General features: G+C 66.5%; 16 protein-coding genes. 8 read left to right on the top strand and 8 right to left on the bottom strand.

Annotation, left to right across the window (positions count from 1 at the left end; all coding sequences use genetic code 11):
* Window positions 1-8: 8 nt before the first annotated feature.
* The 3 genes from WJ16_RS02085 to WJ16_RS02075 form a co-directional block, all read right to left on the bottom strand.
* The gene (locus WJ16_RS02085) at window positions 9-1,142 is read right to left on the bottom strand and encodes a methyltransferase (RefSeq protein ID WP_069255627.1); all 1,134 of its coding nucleotides are present in this window, start codon (window positions 1,140-1,142) and stop codon (window positions 9-11) included.
* A 134-nt stretch (window positions 1,143-1,276) separates the two neighbouring features.
* A complete protein-coding gene (locus WJ16_RS02080) occupies window positions 1,277-1,609 on the bottom strand; it encodes a YegP family protein (RefSeq protein WP_069255626.1) in 333 nt (110 codons plus the stop codon).
* Window positions 1,610-1,763: 154 nt separating this feature from the next.
* Window positions 1,764-2,258: an LEA/WHy family protein gene (locus WJ16_RS02075; protein ID WP_069255625.1), complete on the bottom strand. Its 495-nt coding sequence runs from the start codon at window positions 2,256-2,258 to the stop codon at window positions 1,764-1,766.
* Window positions 2,259-2,893: 635 nt separating this feature from the next.
* Between WJ16_RS02075 and WJ16_RS02070 the strand changes: the two genes are divergently transcribed.
* Window positions 2,894-5,062, top strand: a complete 2,169-nt coding sequence (locus WJ16_RS02070; protein ID WP_069255624.1) for a M1 family metallopeptidase — start codon at window positions 2,894-2,896, stop codon at window positions 5,060-5,062.
* Between the two features lie 144 nt (window positions 5,063-5,206).
* On the opposite strand, the gene WJ16_RS02065 is transcribed toward WJ16_RS02070, so the two are convergent.
* The gene (locus tag WJ16_RS02065; protein ID WP_069255623.1) at window positions 5,207-6,127 is read right to left on the bottom strand and encodes a LysR family transcriptional regulator; all 921 of its coding nucleotides are present in this window, start codon (window positions 6,125-6,127) and stop codon (window positions 5,207-5,209) included.
* 159 nt (window positions 6,128-6,286) lie between these two features.
* On the opposite strand from WJ16_RS02065, the gene WJ16_RS02060 reads away from it, so the two are divergent.
* Together WJ16_RS02060 and WJ16_RS32715 are read left to right on the top strand one after the other, a co-directional pair.
* The gene (locus WJ16_RS02060) at window positions 6,287-7,264 is read left to right on the top strand and encodes a quinone oxidoreductase family protein (protein WP_069255622.1); all 978 of its coding nucleotides are present in this window, start codon (window positions 6,287-6,289) and stop codon (window positions 7,262-7,264) included.
* A gap of 24 nt (window positions 7,265-7,288) precedes the next feature.
* Window positions 7,289-7,441, top strand: a complete 153-nt coding sequence (locus WJ16_RS32715; protein WP_076605856.1) for a DUF1427 family protein — start codon at window positions 7,289-7,291, stop codon at window positions 7,439-7,441.
* Window positions 7,442-7,462: 21 nt separating this feature from the next.
* On the opposite strand, the gene WJ16_RS02055 is transcribed toward WJ16_RS32715, so the two are convergent.
* Both WJ16_RS02055 and WJ16_RS02050 read right to left on the bottom strand, forming a co-directional pair.
* Entirely contained in the window at window positions 7,463-8,488 is a 1,026-nt protein-coding gene (locus tag WJ16_RS02055; protein ID WP_069255621.1) for a transporter, read from the bottom strand.
* A 205-nt stretch (window positions 8,489-8,693) separates the two neighbouring features.
* Complete coding sequence (locus WJ16_RS02050; protein WP_069255620.1) at window positions 8,694-9,677, bottom strand: phage tail protein; 984 nt, start codon at window positions 9,675-9,677, stop codon at window positions 8,694-8,696.
* A gap of 121 nt (window positions 9,678-9,798) precedes the next feature.
* Here WJ16_RS02050 and WJ16_RS02045 point away from each other — a divergent pair, with 121 nt between their 5' ends.
* The 5 genes from WJ16_RS02045 (at window position 9,799) to WJ16_RS02025 (ending at window position 17,564) form a co-directional block, all read left to right on the top strand.
* Window positions 9,799-10,644: a M15 family metallopeptidase gene (locus WJ16_RS02045; protein ID WP_069255619.1), complete on the top strand. Its 846-nt coding sequence runs from the start codon at window positions 9,799-9,801 to the stop codon at window positions 10,642-10,644.
* A gap of 301 nt (window positions 10,645-10,945) precedes the next feature.
* A complete protein-coding gene (gene tssM / locus WJ16_RS02040; protein WP_069255618.1) occupies window positions 10,946-14,890 on the top strand; it encodes a type VI secretion system membrane subunit TssM in 3,945 nt (1,314 codons plus the stop codon).
* Window positions 14,887-15,876 (top strand): type VI secretion system-associated protein TagF, encoded by a 990-nt coding sequence (gene tagF, locus WJ16_RS02035; RefSeq protein WP_069255617.1) that lies wholly within the window; start codon window positions 14,887-14,889, stop codon window positions 15,874-15,876. The genes tssM and tagF overlap by 4 nt, the downstream gene beginning before the upstream one ends.
* Window positions 15,877-15,880: 4 nt before the next feature.
* Window positions 15,881-16,855 (top strand): OmpA family protein, encoded by a 975-nt coding sequence (locus tag WJ16_RS02030; RefSeq protein ID WP_069255616.1) that lies wholly within the window; start codon window positions 15,881-15,883, stop codon window positions 16,853-16,855.
* Between the two features lie 133 nt (window positions 16,856-16,988).
* Entirely contained in the window at window positions 16,989-17,564 is a 576-nt protein-coding gene (locus WJ16_RS02025; protein WP_069255615.1) for a DUF3592 domain-containing protein, read from the top strand.
* A 313-nt stretch (window positions 17,565-17,877) separates the two neighbouring features.
* On the opposite strand, the gene WJ16_RS02020 is transcribed toward WJ16_RS02025, so the two are convergent.
* Window positions 17,878-18,714, bottom strand: coding sequence for a DUF3304 domain-containing protein (locus tag WJ16_RS02020; protein ID WP_069255614.1), 837 nt, complete (start codon window positions 18,712-18,714; stop codon window positions 17,878-17,880).
* 212 nt (window positions 18,715-18,926) lie between these two features.
* Window positions 18,927-19,760: a DUF3304 domain-containing protein gene (locus WJ16_RS02015; protein WP_069255613.1), complete on the bottom strand. Its 834-nt coding sequence runs from the start codon at window positions 19,758-19,760 to the stop codon at window positions 18,927-18,929.
* Between the last annotated feature and the right edge of the window lie 105 nt (window positions 19,761-19,865).

Genomic DNA, 19,865 nt, shown 5'->3' with positions numbered 1-19,865 from the left:
AAATGCGGTCAGGCTCGCGCGCCGAGCCGCCAGAGCGACGTGACCTCGGCGCGGCGGGCCGCATGCAGCGGATCGTCGGCGTCCATCGACTTCGGGTGCGCGGGGCGGATGTCGTCGCGGCCGAGCACGACGAGGCCCGCTTCGTCGATCCATTGCAGCAGCGTGTCGCGCGGCCGCAGGCCGAGGTGCTCGGCGAAATCGGACAGGATCAGCCAGCCCTCGCCGCCCGGCTCGAGATGCGCGGCGAGGCCCGCGAGGAAACCGCGCAGCATGCGGCTGTCCGGATCGTAGACCGCGTATTCGATCGGTGCGTTCGGCCGGGCCGGCACCCACGGCGGATTGCAGACCACGAGCGGCGCAAGGCCGGGCGGAAAGAGATCGGCCTCGACGACTTCGACGCGACTCGCGTGGCCCAGCCGTGCGACGTTCTCGCGCGCGCACGCGAGCGCCCGCGGGTCCTGGTCGGTCGCGACGACGCACTCGACGCCGCGCGCCGCCAGCACGGCCGCCAGCACGCCGGTGCCCGTGCCGATGTCGAACGCGAGCGACGTCGCCGGCAGCGGCGCGCGCGCGACGAGATCGACGTATTCGCCGCGCACCGGCGAGAACACGCCGTAGTGCGGATGGATCGGCGCGCCGCCGAGCGCCGGGACCGGCACGCCCTTCTTGCGCCATTCATGCGCGCCGACGAGGCCGAGCAGCTCACGCAACGACACGACCGACGGCTCGCCGCCCGGCCCGTACGCTTCCTCGCACGCGGCGCGCACGTCGGGCGCGCGGCGCAGCGGGATCGTGTAGTCGGCCTCGAGCGGAATCAGCAGCATGCCGAGCGTGCGGGCACGCTGCGACTGCGCGAGACGATGCAGGTTGAATGCGTCGACGCCGGCCGCGGCTTTCGACTTCTTCGGCTTGCGCTCGACCCGGCGGGCCATCGCCTGCACGAGCTGGCGCGCATTCTGGAAATCGCCGCGCCAGACGAGCGCGGTTCCCTCGCAGGCAAGGCGGTAGGCCGCGTCGGCAGTGAGGCGGTCGTCGGCGGGCACCGCGCGCTTCGGCGGTTGCACGCCGGCTTCGGAGCGCCAGCGCACGGCATGATCGACGCCGTCGGCGTCGATCCAGTGGAAAACGGGGAAATCGGTCACGCGAACTCGGTTACGGTTGGCTTCAACGGGCGGCGTCGCGCCGCGCGGATCACACCATACCGCGCTTTGCCCCGCGCGGCAAAACACGCGCCGCGACGGCCGCCCGAACGCGGCGGCCGCGGCGCGATCGTCACTCAGGCGAGATCGACGACCGGCGCGCCGGGCGCATCGCGCTTGACCGCCGCGATGCCGTTCTCCCGCCCTTGCTCGCTCTTGTAGGTCTCGCTCGTGCCGATGATTTCGTAATTCGCCGCCTTCAGGTTGAACATGTACTCGCCGTTGCGCGCGATCTTGCGCTCGTAACGCACGTCCAGCGGCGCATTCAGCTGCACCGACGCGATGCCGGTTTTCGCGCCGTCCTTCGTCACGTAACGCTCGCTCGCCAGGATGATTTCGCCGTTCGCCGACTTCAGGTGGAAGAAATACTGGCCGTTCGAGGCCTTCCCGATTTCGAATTTTGCCGACATGTTGTTCTCCTATAAAGATTCGTCCGACCCTCGGACCGGATCAGTGTAGGCATAACGTCAGCAAAGATCGAGAGATCGGCGCATTAAACGTTACTAAGCGTCAAAAGGTGAAAATTAGTGAAATTTACGCGGCGCTTCCACGGCTGTCGCCCGCTCAGCCGCCCCACGCCGGCATCGCGGGCAGGCGCAGCGTGCCCGCGTCGTTGAAACGCACGGTGCCGAGTACGCCGCCCGCGAGCCGGCCACGCAGCGCGTAGGGCAGCTCGCCGCTGGCGGCGGCGCCCGGCAGGTTCCACGCCTGCCGCGCGGCGGCGAAGGCCGACACGGAAACCGGCACGTCGAGCACCGCCTCGCCGAAACGCGGCACGACGCCCGAGCGGTCGCTGACGCCGCTCGCGAACGGCGTGCCGTTCAGGTCGAGCGCGACCGAGATGCCGTCGTATTCGATCGGCGCATCGGTCGGATTCTGCACACGCAGCTTCAGGCTGAAACGCATCTCGAGGCCCTGGCCGACGAGCGGGTCGAGCCCGGCGACCGACACGCGCACGGGATCGCGCGTCAGCCCCGCGCAACCGCCGAGCAGCAACACGGCGGCGAACAGCAGCAGCACGGCGCGCAGCGGCGCGGGACGGAACAGGGCTCGTGGCATCGGACAACCTCCTGGCAAGCGGTGAGCGGATCGTCGCTGCATTGTACCGGGCACCCTGCGCCGGGTTTCGTAGTTTTCCCGGCCACGCAATATCGTTAATAGATTAAAACTACGAAAACGCCAGACAGACGGAAAGCGAATTAATGCTTTCCAGCATTCAATGAAGCGCCGCGCATTCAATAGACGCACTTTCCAAATTTTTCATTTCCTTTACCCAAATCCATCAAGTATATTTACGCATCCTTCGAGCAAGCCGACAAACCTTGAAGCCGCATGACGGTGCTTTTACGGAACGGCGACATGCGTTCCCGCCCTCCTGCGGTCAGGGCCGGCCAGCCCCGTAGGTCGCTGGTTCAAAGAAGATTGCGCGCCCGCCCAGGGCGTGCGGCTTCGTGTCGTGCGCGCGAAATCAATTCAGTACAACACGCGCCCGGCCATTTTGAACCGGCAAGTTAACCGACATCCGGAAATCCAGAGGGGGCAGTAAACCATGATTACCTTCACGTAGTCGGCCGCCGTCTTTTCGAATAATCCGTCATTGACATTTTCATCGCTGTTGATTAACGGCGACGGGAATGTTTTTGCCGGCGTTTTCGCAGCACTGAACGATTCTTTCAACAATCGAGGTTTCAGTCATGTCGATTCATATTCGCAAGATGCGTTATCTGCCGCTTGTCGCCGCACTCGCGCTCGCCGGATGCGGCGGCGACGACGGCGGTGCGGGCTCCGCTTCCGCGCTCAGCTCCGCCGGCGCGCCGCACGCGGGCTCGTCGCCCGCCGTCACCGCGCCGCCGAGCGCATCCAACGTCGACAAGAGCGTGTCGCCTGTCGAGTTGCCGGACACCGTGGTGCCCGTGAACTACCGGCTGTGGTTCCGCCCGAACGACGCGCTGAACGCGTTCGACGGTCGCGCCGACGTCGAGATCAAGGTGCTGAAGCCGGTCAACAACATCGTGATCGCCGGCCACCGGATCAAGTTCACGAACGGCCGCATCACGCTGCAGCCGGGCAACATCCAGCTGATCGCGACGCCGCAGGACAAGGGCGACTTCTATCAGCTGCGCCCCGTGAGCGGCTCGATCTCGCCGGGCAACTATTCGCTGCACATGGAGTGGTCGGGCATCATCAACTTCAAGTCGTATGACGATCCGGTCAACCACACCGGCGGCAGCTGCGGCGACGATCCGTATCCGGGCTGCTCGGCCGCGGAAGGCGTGTTCCGCGTCGACCTGAAAGGCACCGACGGCAAGACGAGCGGCGCGATCCTCACGCAAGGCGAAACCAACCTGTCGCGCCAGTGGTTCCCCGGCTGGGACGAGCCGGCTTTCCGCCCGACCTATGAAGTGACGGCCGAAGTGCCGCAAAGCTGGCGCGTCGTGTCGAACGCGGCCGAGAAGCCGTCGACCAACGTCGGCGGCGGCTACAAGCTCGTGCAGTTCGAGAAGACCCCGCCGATGCCGTCGTACCTGCTGTTCTTCGGCGGCGGCATGTTCGACACCTACGAGGACAACTTCACGAGCCCGCTGCCGGGCGGCAAGGGCGGCCTGCACCTGCGCGTGTTCACGCCGCCGGGCATGAGCGAATGGGCGAAGCCGGCGATGGACCGCACCAAGCAGGCGCTCGACTTCTACTACCGCTACACGGGCATCCCGCTGCCGCTCACGAAGTTCGACACGGTCGCCGCGAACGATGCGTTCAAGGAGCAGAAGGACCTGAACTTCGGCGGGATGGAGAACTGGGGGTCGATCCTCGAGTTCGCCGACGACATCCTGCCGCAGCCGGGCCAGCCGATGTCGCACTACGGCAACGAAGTGCTGACGCACGAAGTCGCGCACCAGTGGTTCGGCGATCTCGTCACGACCGACTGGTGGGACAACGTGTGGCTCAACGAATCGTTCGCGACGTTCTTCGAGACGAAGACGACGATCCAGTTCTTCCCCGACGAGTTCAGCTGGCTCGACCAGGTGAAGAACAAGTATCGCGTGATCAATCGTGACATCGGCCCGAACGCGTTCCCGGTCGCACCGAACTTCAACGGCTGGGCGTCGAACGACTTCGTGCTGAGCGCGAGCGCGTTCACGTACGACAAGGGCGGCCACGTGCTGAAGACGCTCGAGAACTATCTCGGCGAGCAGACGCTGCGCCGCGGCCTGCAGCAGTACCTGGTCGACTACTCGTTCGGCAACGGTACGCCGAAGCGCCTGTGGGATGCGCTGTCGAAGGAAAGCGGCCAGGCGATCGGCGCGATCGGCGACAGCTACGTCCGTCAGACCGGCGTGCCGCTGATCTCGCTCGACACGCAGTGCGACCTGACGAAGAACCAGACCGTCGTCACGCTGAAGCAGCAGCCGTTCCCGAACAAGAACGCGTATCCGGGCCTGCAATGGACGGTGCCGATCACGCTCGCGTACGGCCAGGGTCTCGCGAAACGCACGACGCTCGCGCTGAAGGACACGCAGGCGCAAACGCGGCTCGACGGCTGCACGGGCGTGGTCGCCGACCCGAGCGGGCTCGACTACTACGTCGTGAACTACAGCGACGCCGCGTGGAGCGGGCTGCTCACGCAGGTCAACAGCTCGGTCGACCCGGTGCTGCTGGCGAACCTGAAGAGCGAGGCCGCGCTGCTCGTCGCGAACAACCTCGCGCCGGCGTCGCGCTCGACGTCGATCGGCTCGGTCGCATCGCCGGCCGCGATGAAGCTGCGCCAGACGCCGACCTTCGGCGGCATCGAGCTGACGACGAAGGAACGCCCGGCACTGCAATACCAGGGCGTCTTCAAGCCGCGCAAGGTACTGACGCAGTAACGGTGCGCCTCCGGCCGGTGCCGCGCCTCATGCGGCTGCCGGCCGGCATACCGGCTTCTCCGACCTTTGACGGGCCTCGCATGCGAGGCCCTTTTTCATGGCCGACGCCGGCGCGGGCCGGCGCGGCGCCGCCCGCCGTCGCCGTCATGCCCACGCGGCATCCCACGCCGGCTGCGCGAACCACGTCGCGAGGAACGCGACGAGCCGCGCCGCGCGTGCGGTGCCGCGCGCCGGCTGGCGCAGCACGTGGATCGTCGCCGGCTCGGGCGCCGCCGCGAACTGCGGCAGCACCGCGCGCAAGCGTCCGTCACGCAGCGCGTCGCCGGCGAGCCAGGTCGGCAGGTGCGCGAGACCGAGCCCGTCGATCGCGGCTTCGAGCAACGCCTCCGAATGATTGCTGCGAAACCGCGGCTGCGCCGGCACATGGCGGCGCTCGCCGAAACGCCACGCGCCCGGCGGCGGCGCACCGTGCCATGCGAGGCAGTCGTGGCCGGCGAGCGCGTCGGGCGACCCCGGTTCGCCGCGCCGCGCGAGGTACGCCGCGCTCGCGCACAGCACGCGCCGCTGCGGCGCGAGCACGGTCGCGATGAAGCGCGTGTCCTCGAGCGGACCGATGCGCACCGCGAGATCGACGTCGGAGCCGAGCCGCGCACCCTGCAGGTCGACCATGCTGTCGGTCAGCACCAGGTCGACCTGCAACGCCGGATGACGCTGCATGAACGCGCTCAGCGCAGCCATCAGGTGTCGCCGGCCGAACGGCGCCGGACAGTCGACACGCAACAGCCCGCTCGGCTCGTCGTGCTGGCTGTGCAGGTCTTCCTGCAGGCCGCGCAGCTCGGCCAGCATCCGCGTCGCGCGCCCGTACAGCAGCTGCCCGGCTTCGGTCGGCCGCAGCGCATGCGTGGTGCGATGCAAGAGGCGGATGCCGAGTTGCGTCTCGAGCCGGTCGATGCGCCGCGTGACCGACGATGCGGCCACCCCCAGCCGGCGCGCGGCCGCGGAGAAGCTCTGCTGGTCGACCACGTCGACGAACAGCGCCAGATGCGGAGAAAGAAAGTCGTCCATTCGGGCCTCGGATTTGGCTATGCGTTTAGCGCAAAGCAATCATCCGCCTTTGCACGTTTCCGCGTCAAACCGGGCCGACTAGACTGCACTCATTCTTTTCACCGGCCGCATCGCACCGCCCGCCGGGCCGTGCGACCGCCCACCGCCACGGAGATCATCATGCGCAGCATCCGCTTCGACGCCCCCGCCGCCGACATCGAGTCGCTCGACGCGCGCGTCAGGGAAATCGACACGCCCGTCCCGGCCGACGGCCAGATGCTGATCGAGGTGCGCGCGGCCGGCGTGAACCCGAGCGACGTGAAGGCCGCGCTCGGCCGCATGCCGCACGCGGTGTGGCCGCGCACGCCCGGGCGCGACTGGGCCGGCATCGTGCGCAGCGGCCCGGACGGCTGGATCGGCGCGCCCGTGTGGGGCTCGGGCGGCGATCTCGGCGTGCATCGGGACGGCTCGCATGCGGAGTGGCTCGTGCTGGACGCGGCCCTCGTGCGCCGCAAGCCGGCGGTGCTGACGCTCGATGAAGCGGCCGGCGTCGGCGTGCCGTTCGTTACCGCGTACGAAGGCTTGCGCCGCGCCGGCATGCCGACGGCCGGCGACGTCGTGCTCGTGTTCGGCGCGAACGGCAAGGTCGGCCAGGCCGCGATCCAGCTCGCCACCGCGCACGGCGCGACCGTGATCGGCGTCGAGCGCAACGGCGGCGGGTATCGCGGCCATGCATCGGGCGACGTGCACATGATCGACGCATCGACGCAACCGGTGGCCGACGCGGTACGCGCAGCCACCGGCGGCCGCGGCGCGGACATCGTCTACAACACGGTCGGCAGCCCGTACTTCGACGCGGCGAACGCGTCGATGGCGATCGGCGCGCGGCAGATCTTCATCTCGACGATCGACCGCAGCGTGCCGTTCGACATCTTCGCGTTCTATCGCGGCCAGCACACGTTCGTGGGTGTCGATTCGCTGCAGCTCGGCGGCGCCGCGGTCGCGCAGATCCTCGACACGCTCGCGCCCGGCTTCGGCAACGGCACGCTGCGCCCGTTCCCGATCGTCGACGACTACGTGTATCCGCTCGAGCGCGCGCACGACGCGTATCGCGCGGTGCTGGCCGGTGCGCGCGAGCGCGTCATCGTCAAGCCCTGACGCCGCACCGCACGGGAGACCGCCATGATGGAATACGTGACCTCGCTCGCGGTGGGCCTCGGTGTCGGCGTGCTGTACGCGCTGCTGCACGTGCGCTCGCCGGCCCCGCCGCTCGTCGCGCTCGTGGGCCTGCTCGGGATGGTGATCGGCGAGCGCGCAATCGCGCTGCTGCGCTGACGTACCGACGCGGCGCCGGCGCTAGCGGTCGTCGCGCCGGCGGAACGCCCACCACGCGGCGAGCGCCGTGAAGCCCGCGACGAGCAGCACCATCAGCCAGAAGCCGTGCTTGTTCTCCGAGAACGGCACGCCGCCGACGTTCATCCCGAAGAAGCCGGCGACGATGTTGATCGGCAGCGCGATCACGGTGACGAGCGTCAGCGTGAACAGCGTCCGGTTGTTCTGCTCGTCGAGGCGCGAACCGATCTCTTCCTGCAGCAGCTTGATCCGCTCGTTGAGCCCGGCCAGATCGGCAAGCACCAGCGAGAACTCTTCGGTCGATTCGCGCAGCTCCTGCACGTCTTCCGTATGCAGCCACGCGGGCGGCTTCGCGAGCAGCCGGAAGATCGACCCGGGCTCGGGCGCAAGCATGCGCTGCAGGCGCGTCAGCGTACGACGCATCGCGCCCAGCTCGATGCGGCTCGACGTGAGCCGCTGCGACAGGAAACGATCCTCGATGCGGTCGACGTCGACGCTCGTGCGCCGCATGATCTGGATCAGCAGGTCGGCCTGGTCGCGCAGCAGGTGCACGAGCAGCTCGGCGGGCGACCTGAAATGCTCGCCGTCGCGCACGCATGCGCGCAGCGTGTCGACCGAGCGCAGCGGCTTGAGCCGCGCGGTGATCATGATGCGCCGCTCGACGTGAACGAACAGCGTCGCGATCTCCGACGGCGTAAGTTCGAGGTTGAACATCACGTCGTTGACGACCGCGCGCAACGCGCCGTCCTCCTGCTCGATGCGCGTCGAGCGCGACCCTTCGTGCAGGAATTCGAAGAAGCTGTCGGGCAGCCCGAGATGCGTGCGCATCCAGCGCTCGCTCGCGCCGTGCGCGAGATTGAAGTGCAGCCAGACGAAATCGTCCGACGCGGCATCGTGCTCGCGGCATGCGCGCAGCCACGCGGCGGCCGCGTCGGCGTCGAGCATCGCGCCCGCTCCGCCGGGGACGAAGCGGAATCCGCACACCATGCCGGACGTATCGGCGCCGTAAGTCTGTACGATCAGGTCCATCGTGTCGAAAGTCGTGCGGCGCGCGGCGCACCGCGCATTGCGGGTCGCGAGCCCGCGCCGGAAAGGGAAAGGAGACGTATGCCCGACGGGCATGACGTGCCGGTGACAGCGTCACACGGCATCATACCGGCGATGCCCGGCCCCAAAAGCAGCGCGCCGCCCGACGGGCGGCGCAGGTGCGGCAATCCGGGATGCACGGGACGCGTTACTGCCGCGTCTCCGTCTGCGCGGCGCTCGGGCAGGCGGGGTCCTTGCCCCAGTGGCCGTCGCAGACGCGCCAGCGGCACAGTTGATCCTGGAAGAAACCGCGCTCCGAGCACTCCTTCACGCGCGCGGCCAGCGAGCCGGTGGCCGCGGCCGTCTTGGTCGGCACGGCCTGCCCCTTCTGCGCGGCGAGTTTCTTGTCGGCCGGCTTCGTGCGCGCGACGAGCGCCGCGAGCAGATCCGCATCCGGATCGTCCTTGCCGGCCGCCTTCGCGGTACGGGTCGACGCCGCGTCGCGATGCTTCTTCGCCTGCGCGAGCTCGGCCTGCTGTTCCTTGCGATGCTTGCGGGCCTCGGCCTTCGTTTCGGCCTTCATGTCGGTCTTGCCGCGCGCCGCGACCTGCGCGCCCTTCGCGGCGTCGGCCTTCGCGGTCTTGGTCGTCGCGGCAGCGGCCGCGGCGGCCGCGCCGGCCGTGGCTGCTCCGGCCGTGGCCGCGCCCGATGCGTCGTCGGCGCCGTTGGCGAGCGCGCGCGACAGGCGGCTGCTGTCCGCGGCGGACGCGGACGATGCGGCGGCAACGGTTCGGGACGCCGCGTCGTCGTTGACGATCGTGGCCGGCTGCGCGGCGGACGCGGCGGGTTGCACGGCGGACGCGGCGTTCTGCGCGACCTGCACGGCCGCATCGCTGGCCGCCGCGGCCTTCGCCGGTGCGGCGGCGGGTGCGCTCTCGGCCGTGACGGCGGCGCCCTGCCCGCCCGAATGCTGCATGCGCCACGCGCCCCAGCCGCCGACGGCTACCACCAGCGCGACGACGGCGGCAATCGGCGCCTTCAGCGAACGGCGCGGCGGTTCGGCGCTCGGCGTGACACGTCCTTCCAGATTCGCGAGAATGCGCGACTGTTGCGCGCCCGCGTCGCCTGCCGGTTTGGTATCGGACAGCAGGCTGGGCGGAGATTTCGAATTTGAATTTTCCGGCGCACTCATTCAGCGTCTCATTGAATCCTGGTTTAATTAACCGCGATAATATAGCCCGGCCTCTTGAAGCAGCCTGATTCTAAGAGCAAGCATTGCAAAACACAATCAATTCCAATTTCCGGGGATTTCGTTGATTGCCGTCGCACTCGTCGCCTATTTCGCCCTCGCCGTAGCCGTTGCGGCACTGTTGCTTTTACCGGGTATCCGCGCGACCGTTTTCGAATCCGTCGCCCAGTTTCACGGCCGTCTTACACGCCGTGCGAACGATCGCGCCGCACGTACGCGAAGTCAGATTGTTAAATCGGCAAGCGCGACGCGCGGTGCTTTAAACGATGTGCAAAATTTACTGATTCGGCGGCGCTTGATGATTATGGTATCGGCAGGTATTCTTGCGACGCCGCCATTGGTCGCCATTGCGTTACGCGGCCGGCAATTGTTCCAGTACGACGACACGGCGCGCGTGCCCGACGAGAAGATCGCCGCGCTGCTGCAGGGCGAACAGCTCGTGCCGCCGCCGCCGCTGCCGCCGGAAGTCTTCGCCACCAAGGAAGTCGAGCAGGTACGCCCGGCGCTGAAGGATGCGAGCCGCGACTGGAACCTGCTGGACCCGGATTTCCGTACGCGTTTGCTGCTGGTCTACAAGATCATGCACGAACAATACGGTTATGAAATGGCGCTGCTGGAAGGTTACCGGAGCCCGGAACGGCAGAACCGGCTGGCGCAGATGGGCGGCAACGTGACCAACGCGGCAGCCTTCCAGAGCTATCACCAATTCGGGCTGGCGGCCGACAACGCATTCCTGCGCGACGGCAAGCTGGTCATTTCCGAGAAAGATCCGTGGGCGATGCGCGGCTACCAGTTGTACGGCCAGGTCGCCGAGCAGGTTGGCCTGACCTGGGGGGGCCGCTGGAAAATGATGGATCTCGGGCACGTGGAATACCATAAACCCGGTTTTAAACTGGGACGCGGCAGCTAGCCAGGGCTGCCGGACAGGAAATAATGAGGGCGGCATGGGGCTTTTTAATATCCCGGCAGGAAACGATACGGGCGGCGCAAAAAATCATGCATTCCGGTGCGCGATTTTTTTCGGCCGCCGCTTCCGTTTTAAATCTCACAGCGTCCTTTCGTTAATGCGCGCGCCTTCTCCGATGCCGCGGGCGCATTGATGCCAGCCCCCTTCATCCCGTTTGACAGCATGGCGACACATCGCGGCGCCACCCTTGCCGCTCGGCGCGCCTGCGTCGCCTCACCGAATCGCACCGGAACCTGAACGTCCTATGCAACGCATCCTCAACGTGCTGACTCATCCGCGTACGCTCTCGATCGTCGGGATCGTCGCGCTAGCGGCCATCCTCTTCATCGTCGCCGACATGCTGCAGTTGCCGCTCCTGTGGGCGGCGATCGCGTTTGCGGCGATCCTCGCGCTGTGGCTCGTCGTCGCGCTGTGGCGCCGCTGGCGCGTGAAGCGCGCGAACCAGCAGCTCGGCCAGGTGCTGGAAGAGCAGGCGGAAACCGGCAAGATCGCCGCGCCTGCCGCCGCCGCGCTCGCGCCGGATGCGAAGACGGCCGACCTCGACGTGCTGCGCACGCGCCTGTCGGACGCGGTGAAGACGATCAAGACGTCGAAGATCGGCCAGGTGTCGGGCGGCTCCGCGCTGTACGAACTGCCGTGGTACATCGTGATCGGCAATCCGGCCGCGGGCAAGAGCAGCGCCGTGCTCAATTCCGGCCTGCAGTTCCCGTTCGCGGACAAGAACAGCGCCGTGATCCATGGCATCGGCGGCACGCGCAACTGCGACTGGTTCTTCACGACCGAAGGGATCCTGCTCGACACGGCCGGCCGCTACTCGGTGCACGAGGAGGACCGCAGCGAGTGGCTCGGCTTCCTCGGCCTGCTCAAGCGCTATCGCCCGAAGGCGCCGATCAACGGGATCATCGTCACCGCGAGCATCGCCGAACTCACCGGCAACCGCCCCGAATTCGCGATCAACCTCGCGAAAAACCTCCGCCAGCGCGTTCAGGAGCTGACGGAGAAGCTCGAGGTGTTCGCGCCGGTCTACGTGATGTTCACGAAGGCCGACCTGATCACCGGCTTCACCGAATTCTTCAGCAGCAGCGACAAGCACGAGTACGACCGCGTGTGGGGCGCCACGCTGCCCTACGAGCCGGACGACAAGCGCGACGTCGTCGCACAGTTCGACACGCACTTCGAGGAACTCTACGAAGGGCTGAAGGAAATCAGCGTCGCGCAGCTGTCGCTGTCGCGCGGCAACCAGCTGTCGCCGGGCCAGTTGAGCTTCCCGCTCGAATTCTCGACGATCAAGCCGTCGCTGCGCGCGTTCCTCGCGACGCTGTTCGAGAACAACCCGTTCCAGTACAAGCCGATCTTCCGCGGCTTCTACTTCACCAGCGCGCTGCAGGAAGGCGAAACCAACAGCGCGGCCGCGCAGCGCATCGCGCAGCGCTTCGGCCTCGACGGCGCCGCGCTGCCGAAGCCGCACAGTGCGTTCTCGAAGAACGGCTTCTTCCTGCGCGACCTGTTCTCGAAGGTGATCTTCGCGGATCGCCAGACGGTGCGGCAGTTCGCGAGCCCGACCAAGACGCGGCTGCGCTACGCGACCTTCTTCGGCTTCGTCGCGGCGCTCGCGCTCGCGCTGGGCGGCTGGACCTGGTCGACGATCGGCAATCAGCAGCTCGTCGCGAACGTGCAGGCCGACCTCGACAACGTCACGCGCCTGCAGCAAGGCCGCAACGACCTGCAGTCGCGCCTGCAGGCGATGGACGTCCTGGAAGACCGGATCGAGCAACTCGAGCAGTTCCGCCGCGACAAGCCGCTGTCGGTGTCGCTCGGCCTATATCAGGGCGACCGTCTCGAGCAGCATCTGCTGACCGAGTATTACAACGGCGTGCGCCAGATCCTGCTGTCGCCGGTGTCGCAGAACCTCGCGTCGTTCATGAAGGACGTGAACGCGCACCCCGAACAGCTCGTGCCGATGACGCGCCCGCCCGAATCGGGCGCCGTGCAGGGCGGCACGATGCCGGTCTCGACGAACGCGGCGGGCGCCGCGCCGCAGGCCGGTGCCGCACTGGCCGCGTCCGGCGCCGCGCCGGCCGCCGCTCCGCAGCCGGCCGCCCCGCAGGGCGGCCTCTACAGCGACGCGTCGCCGACCAACGTGCAGGACGCGTACAACGCGCTCAAGACGTACCTGATGCTGTCCGACAAGCGTCACGTCGAGCAGGCGCACCTGACCGACCAGCTCGCACGCTTCTGGCGCGGCTGGCTCGAGACGAATCGCGGCAACATGCCGCGCGACGAGATGATCAAGAGCGCCGAGCGGATGATCTCGTTCTACCTGTCGCGCGTGAATGACGACGACTGGCCGATGATCGACGCGAACCTCGCGCTCGTCGACCAGACCCGCGAGAACCTGCGCCGCGTCGTGCGCGGGATGCCGGCCCGTCAGCGCGTATACGAGGAAATCAAGGCGCGCGCATCGACCCGCTTCGCGCCGATGACCATCGCGCGCATCGTCGGCGACGGCAACCAGGGGCTCGTGGCGGGCAGCTACGCGATTCCGGGCACGTTCACGCGCGAAGCGTGGTTCGACTACGTGCAGCCGGCGATCCGCGACGCGGCGACCAAGGAGCTGCAGGCGAAGGACTGGGTGCTGAACACGTCGACGCAGGACGACCTGACGCTCGAGGGCAGCCCCGAGCAGATCCAGAAGACGCTCGTCGGCATGTACAAGACCGAATACGCGCAGCACTGGCAGAAGTTCATGCAGGGCATCGCGGTGCAGGGCTTCAGCAGCTTCGGCCAGGCCGTCGACGGGATGAACCGCCTCGGCGACCCGCAGGATTCGCCGATCCGCAAGATCCTCGAGACCGCGTACGACCAGACGTCGTGGGACAACCCGTCGCTCGCGAACGTGACGATCAAGAAGGCGCAGACGGGCGTCGTGAACTGGGTCAAGCAACTGTTCTCGCGCTCGCCGGCCGGCCAGGTGGCGGCCGCCAACATCGACATCAACGGCAACCCGGCCGAGGTGCCGATGGGCCCGATCGGCCAGGAGTTCATCGGGCTCGCGCGGATCGTCGCGACGCATGACGGCACGTCGATGCTCAAGAGCTACATGGATTCGCTGTCGAAGGTCCGCACGCGCTTCAACGTGATCAAGAACCAGGGCGACCCGGGCCCGGGCGCGCGCCAGCTGATGCAGCAGACGCTCGACGGCAACGGTTCGGAACTCGCCGATTCGCTGAAGCTCGTCGACGAGCAGATGCTCACCGGCCTCACCGATTCGCAACGCAAGTCGCTGCGTCCGCTGCTCGTGCGGCCGCTGATGCAGGCGTTCGCGGTCGTGATCCAGCCGGCCAGCGCCGAAGTCAACAAGGTGTGGAACGCGCAGGTCTACCAGCCGTTCCAGAACTCGCTCGCGACGAAGTACCCGTTCGCGGCGAACGCGAAGGTCGAGGCCGGCGCCGGTGAAATCGCGCAGGTGTTCGGTCCGGACGGCTCGATCGCGAAGTTCGTCGGCACGACGCTCGGGCCGCTCGCGGTGCGCCGCGGCGACACGCTCGCCGCCCGCACGTGGGGCGACATGGGCATCGGCCTCACGCCGGACTTCACGAACGGCTTCGCGCGCTGGGTCGCGCCGCTCGCGGGCGGTGCGGCGGGCGGCAGCGCGGCCGCGTCGTCCGAGCCTCAGACCGTGTTCCAGATCCTGCCGCAGCCGAGCACGGGCACGACGGAATACACGATCGCGATCGACGGCCAGCAACTGCGCTACCGCAATACGCCGCCGCAGTGGACCAACTTCGTGTGGCCGAACCCGCAGGGTTCGCCGGGCGCGACGCTGTCCGCGACGACGTTCGACGGCCGCACGGTGCAGCTGGTCAACGAGCCGGGCCGCTACGGTCTCGAGAAGCTGATCAACTCCGCGCAACGCAAGCGCCGTCCGGACGGCACCTTCGACCTGACGTGGGCACAGGGCAGCGTGAACGTGTCGGTGACGATGCGCATCATCAGCACGTCGCAGCCGTCCGGTGGCGGCGGCGACCAGCCGCAGCAGCAGAGCCTGCGCGGCCTGCAGCTGCCGTCGTCGGTCGCCGACGCGAGCACGGGCGCCGCGCAGAACGCGACCCAGTCCGGCCCGGGCACGCCGGGCGCAGCGCCGGCCGTCGCGGCCGCCAACGCAACGAATGCACAGAGGGCGCAATGACGCAAACCGTACAGGCGCAGATCGCCTACTTCGGCAAGATTCCGTCGCGCGGCGACTTCGTGAAGAGCGCGCACAATCCGCAGTTGCTGCAGACGCTCGATCGCTGGATCGCGCAGGCGCTCGAACTGCTCGCGGAAGATCCGCGCTGGAAGCTCGTCTACGAGGATGCGAAGCCGATGCATTTCGCGTTCCTCGGCTCGCGCAGCAAGCTCGCGATCGCGGGCCACATGGTCGCGAGCCACGACGTGTCGATGCGCCGCTTCCCGTTCCTCGGCGCGACCGCGCTCGAGGTCGACCGGCCGCTCGCGTTCCTCGCGCGCAGCCCGCTCGCGTTCGCGCGGCTGTGGTCGCGCGTCGCCTCGCAGATCCCGCCGCTGCTCGGCAAGGACGAGCCGCCCGGCGCGCTGCAGGCGCTCGGCGACACGCAGGTGCCGATCGACATCGGCGGCCCCGGCACGTCGCATGACGGCACCTTCAACGATTTCGTCGAACACCAGTCGCTGTACGGCCTCCAGCAGATGCTGCTCGAAAGCGGTCATCCGGTGCGGCTGCGCGGCGCGATGCTCGCGCTCGGCTCGCTGCTGCGGCCGGTGATGCAGAGCGGCTCGTCGCACATCGAGCGCGGCCTCACGCTGCCGCTGCCGGTCGATCCGTTCTACCGCAGCCTCGTCGCCGCATTCTGGCTCGAACTGATCGCGCCGTTCGTCGCGCAGGCCGACTTCGAGCTCGCGATCTTCATCGGCACGATCGCCGAGCGCGAACGGCTCATCATCGGCTTCAACGGCGCGTCGGCGAAGACGCTGCTGAGCGTCGTCGACCCGCAGACCTACGCCGCCCACAACATCGATATCGACGATCCCGAGTGGATCGACGCCCATGCGCAAAACGATCAGCAGATCAGCAAGCTCGTCAGCTACCTCGACCAACCGCAACTCTCGCTGCGTGTCGCGATCGACGCGTTCCGCGAAGCGTTCATCGGAGGCTGACGGGATGCATCGCACGATTCACGCTCGGCGCGCGCGCTTGTCGGCCACCCTCTCGGCCGCCCTTTCGGCCGCCCTCTCGCCCGCCGTCGCCGCCCTCGCCGCCGCCGGGCTCTTCGCCAGTGGCGCGGCGTTCGCGCAGAACACCGGCGCGACCGTCACGCCGGTCGGCAACGGCACGGTCGCGACGACCGCGCTGCCGTCGTCGAACCCGAACGCCGGCGCCGCGTCCGGCACGGTGGTGCGCGGCACGGCCGGCACGATCACGCCGCCGCCCGCGAACGCGACGCCCGGCCAGGTGGTCGCCAGCGGCAAGGTGCCCGACGAGGCGACCAAGGCCGCGGTGCTGCAGAAGCTGCGCGATACCTACGGCGCGGCGAACGTCGTCGACCAGATCGAGGTGGGCGACGTCGCGACGCCGCCGAACTGGAGCGCGAACGTGCAGAAGCTGCTCGGCGCGCAGCTCAAGCAGATCAGCAAGGGGCAGCTGAAGATCAACGGCACGCAGATCGAGATGAAGGGCGAGGTGCACAACGAGGCGCAACGCCAGCAGCTCGCGAGCGACATGGCGAACACGCTGAACCCGACCTATACGATCCGGAACGGGCTGCGCGTGTCGGCCTCCGAACAGGGCGTGCTCGACCAGACGCTCGCGAACCGGACGATCGAGTTCGAGACCGGCAGCGCGACGCTCACGCCGCAGGGCAAGCTGATTCTCGACCAGATGGCGGCGGCGCTCGCGAAGATGCAGAACCGCACGGTCGACATCATCGGCCACACCGACAACTCGGGGAACCGGACGTCGAACATCGCGCTGAGTCAGGCGCGCGCGGATGCGGTGAAGGGGTATCTGATCACGAAGAACATTCCGCCGCAGCAGATGACGACGACGGGCGTCGGGCCGGATCAGCCGATTGCGCCGAACGATACGGCGGATGGAAGGGCGAGGAATCGGCGGATCGAGTTCCGGGTGGGGCAGTAGGCGGGGATTCGATCGCATTGCGGAGGACCGGGTAGCGGCCGACTCATCCGTCGGATTGCGCACGCTCCGTCCGCCCGCACATGGTCGACAAGCCGGTCGCCTCACCGACCCACTACTGAATCCGGCGATTCCAGTGAAATACGCAATACGCTGCCTGTGGTCGGTCGTTCTTCTGTTCGTTGGCGCGGTCTTCGTGCTGGCGGGTATGGCCGGCACGATCAATTCCGCCATCCTCGTTCGCGCCCGTGCGTGGCCGCACGTCCCCGCCGTCGTCGAGCGATGCGAGTTGTCTCTGCGATACGGCAAATCCGATGCGACGTGGGAAGCGCGTGCCGTATTTCGCTATGGCACGGGACTGACGCGGCGGTACGAGACGACGTGGCAGCCTGCCGGGTCGCCGGTGTATTCGCGTTCGGCCGCCTCGACTATCAGCCGTGAACAACTCGCGGCGTTCACGAAGACGTATTGCAGCGCGGCAGCGAACGATGACCTGCGCGTTTCGTCGATGTTTCCGGGAATTGCCCGCCGCAATGAAGCGGTTGAAGGCGGAGCATGGGTGCGTGAAATCGGATTCGGTCTGTTTGCGCTGATCGCGGGGCTGATGCTGTGTGCGGCAAGCATTTCGATGCTGCCGTGGATCGAGGATCGCAAAAAAGCCGCGGCGAAGCGGAAAGCGCGGCGCACGCGGAACCGCGTCAGTGGTTCGTGATGCGGATGTGCATACCGGGTTCGGATCGCGCGTGGCCACGATCAGGAAAGCAACAGGCACCGTACCGCGCTTGCATTCAACCCACGCCCCGTCGCGCATGCGCTTATACGTGAAGGTCTTCCTATCCGTTGACTCAGACATCGAATAGGGCAGCTACCGTTCAGGCACGCTCGTCCGCGATAGGCAGTCAGGCGAGCGCTGCATCATCCATGCATAGCCGCTCAATGAATTGGGGGCGTTGCGCCGTCCCCTTCAAGCGACAAATATTCGAATATCGCGAACTCTCCTTGTCGTCGAGATCAGCTTGATTCTCTCAGCCATACGGTCTCTCCTCTACACGCGGTCGCGGCAGCAAGCCGTCGGCGATCGTCGGTGCGACCACCGGCTTGAATTTCCCGCTCGTCAACTCCGAGCGAACACTATTCGGCAGTGACTGCGCCCACTTCGCGAAAGTTCCGGGTTGCCCGGCGGCAGTCCGCAAAACGCGCTGAGCTTCAGGGTACGTATCGAATCGGTTGTTCAAGAGCAGATTGAGGTACGTGTACTGTTCCAGGTCGTCACGGTCGGTCAGACGGTATTTCAACCACGCCAACGCGACGACACGGGCGATTCGACGAAACTGCTGGTCCTCGCGTTCGTCGTATCGCTTGTCCAGTTGCACCTGATACCGCTTCATCCATTTCACGACATCGACAATCGGCAAACGCGCGTCATCGAGCATCTCGCCAGGAAACTGGAACTCGACATGCCGGTCCGGAAAGAAATGCACTTCGAGAATCCGGGCACCCGCATCGTCGGGCACCTTGGACTGCGGCATCGACACCTTCGTCTCTGCATGGAACATTTGCTTGCTCCCTTTGTGCCATTGGTCGACATCGTAGTAATTCCACTTGACGATAAATTCCGTGCCCTTGAGCTTGTAACAACATTTGACGCTCCCCCCTCCTGCGCCCGGCGGGTCGTCTCCCCCTCCGCTCGCCGTATTTCCGAACGTGTCTGCGATCGTGAAGCCACTCATGTTGTACGGCAGATAATTTCGGCCAATGATCGAAATCCCGCTATAGGTCGGATCCGACTTTCCGCATGCGGTCATGGCCGTCACGAGCAGACACCCAGCCAAAACGCGGCCCATCAGACTCGAAAATCTCATTGCTTTACCTATTGATGTTTCCCTTCTGAATCGCGCGCGGCACCCATGCAGGCATAGACCGGCCCCAATCATCCGAATGTCCTCGGCGACATAGGTCACCGGGTGCGACGCATCTGTTTCCGTCGTCGCGTATCCATTTCGCGCCGACGCTCACGTTCCATCAAGCCCGTCTGTCTACATCGCAATTCGCATCCGAGACGTGCCCGATTCGATCATCCACGCCCCGCATTCTCCGTACGCCGCGGTGGCAACAAACCCTCGGATATCGCCGGTACGGCCACCGCTTCGAACGCATCATCCGACAACGCGGACAACACGCTCTTCGGCAAAGACTGCATCGACTTCGCGAACGTGCCGGGCTTGCCGCTGGTCGCTTTCAGGATCTGCTGTACCGACGGATGAGCGTCGAATCTGCTATTAACGAGCAGCTCGAAATACGCGTATTGCTCGAGATCATCGATATCGGTGAGCCGGTATTTGAGCCACGCAGCAGCGACGACGCGGGCGATGCGACGGTACTGCTGATCCTCGCGCTCGTCGTAACGCTTGTTCAATTGCGCCTGGTAATGACTCGCCATCCAGCGTGATACATCGACCATCGGGATACGTGACTCATCCATCAGCGCACCCGGAAACTGGAACTCGATGTGACGATCCGGATAGAAGTGCACTTCAAGGATTCGATCGCCAACCGTCTCCGGAACCTGCGCCTGCGGCATCGTCACCTTTGCCTCGGCGTGCAGCGTCTCCTCGTTACCGTTGTGCCACTGATCGACGTCGACATAGTTCCATGCGACCGTGAAATCAGCGCCTTTGAGCTTGTAGCAGCACGTCACCCCGCCTCCGCCTCCGGGCAAACTATTGCCTCCGCCCGCTTTGTTACCGTAAGCGTCGGTAATCGTAAATCCGTCCAGGTTGTACGGAAGATAGTTGTGCGCGATAACCGAGATCCCGGTATACGTCGGCTCCGACTTACCGCATGCCGTCATCGCCACCACGAGCAGACATCCCGCCAGTGCGCGACTCATCAGACTCGACAATCCCATTGCTCCAGTCATTGATGTTTTTCCTTCTGAATCGCTCACGGCATGCTATGCAGGCGTAGCCCCGCCTCAATCATTCAAATGTCATCAACGACACAGGCCACCGAG

Source organism: Burkholderia metallica (genome assembly GCF_001718555.1).
GTDB classification, from domain to species: domain Bacteria; phylum Pseudomonadota; class Gammaproteobacteria; order Burkholderiales; family Burkholderiaceae; genus Burkholderia; species Burkholderia metallica.
Note: the sequence above shows the minus strand (reverse complement) of the source record. Positions and strands in the feature narration are given on the sequence as shown.

Bases quoted from the DNA above. Each gene is read 5' to 3' on its own strand.
- WJ16_RS02080 (WP_069255626.1), bottom strand. From the start codon at position 1,609: ATGTCGGCAAAATTCGAAATCGGGAAGGCCTCGAACGGCCAGTATTTC.
- WJ16_RS02075 (WP_069255625.1), bottom strand. From the start codon at position 2,258: ATGCCACGAGCCCTGTTCCGTCCCGCGCCGCTGCGCGCCGTGCTGCTG.
- WJ16_RS02070 (WP_069255624.1), top strand. From the start codon at position 2,894: ATGTCGATTCATATTCGCAAGATGCGTTATCTGCCGCTTGTCGCCGCA.
- WJ16_RS02065 (WP_069255623.1), bottom strand. From the start codon at position 6,127: ATGGACGACTTTCTTTCTCCGCATCTGGCGCTGTTCGTCGACGTGGTC.
- WJ16_RS02060 (WP_069255622.1), top strand. From the start codon at position 6,287: ATGCGCAGCATCCGCTTCGACGCCCCCGCCGCCGACATCGAGTCGCTC.
- WJ16_RS32715 (WP_076605856.1), top strand. From the start codon at position 7,289: ATGATGGAATACGTGACCTCGCTCGCGGTGGGCCTCGGTGTCGGCGTG.
- WJ16_RS02055 (WP_069255621.1), bottom strand. From the start codon at position 8,488: ATGGACCTGATCGTACAGACTTACGGCGCCGATACGTCCGGCATGGTG.
- WJ16_RS02050 (WP_069255620.1), bottom strand. From the start codon at position 9,677: ATGAGTGCGCCGGAAAATTCAAATTCGAAATCTCCGCCCAGCCTGCTG.
- tssM (WP_069255618.1), top strand. From the start codon at position 10,946: ATGCAACGCATCCTCAACGTGCTGACTCATCCGCGTACGCTCTCGATC.
- tagF (WP_069255617.1), top strand. From the start codon at position 14,887: ATGACGCAAACCGTACAGGCGCAGATCGCCTACTTCGGCAAGATTCCG.
- WJ16_RS02030 (WP_069255616.1), top strand. From the start codon at position 15,881: ATGCATCGCACGATTCACGCTCGGCGCGCGCGCTTGTCGGCCACCCTC.
- WJ16_RS02020 (WP_069255614.1), bottom strand. From the start codon at position 18,714: ATGAGATTTTCGAGTCTGATGGGCCGCGTTTTGGCTGGGTGTCTGCTC.
- WJ16_RS02015 (WP_069255613.1), bottom strand. From the start codon at position 19,760: ATGGGATTGTCGAGTCTGATGAGTCGCGCACTGGCGGGATGTCTGCTC.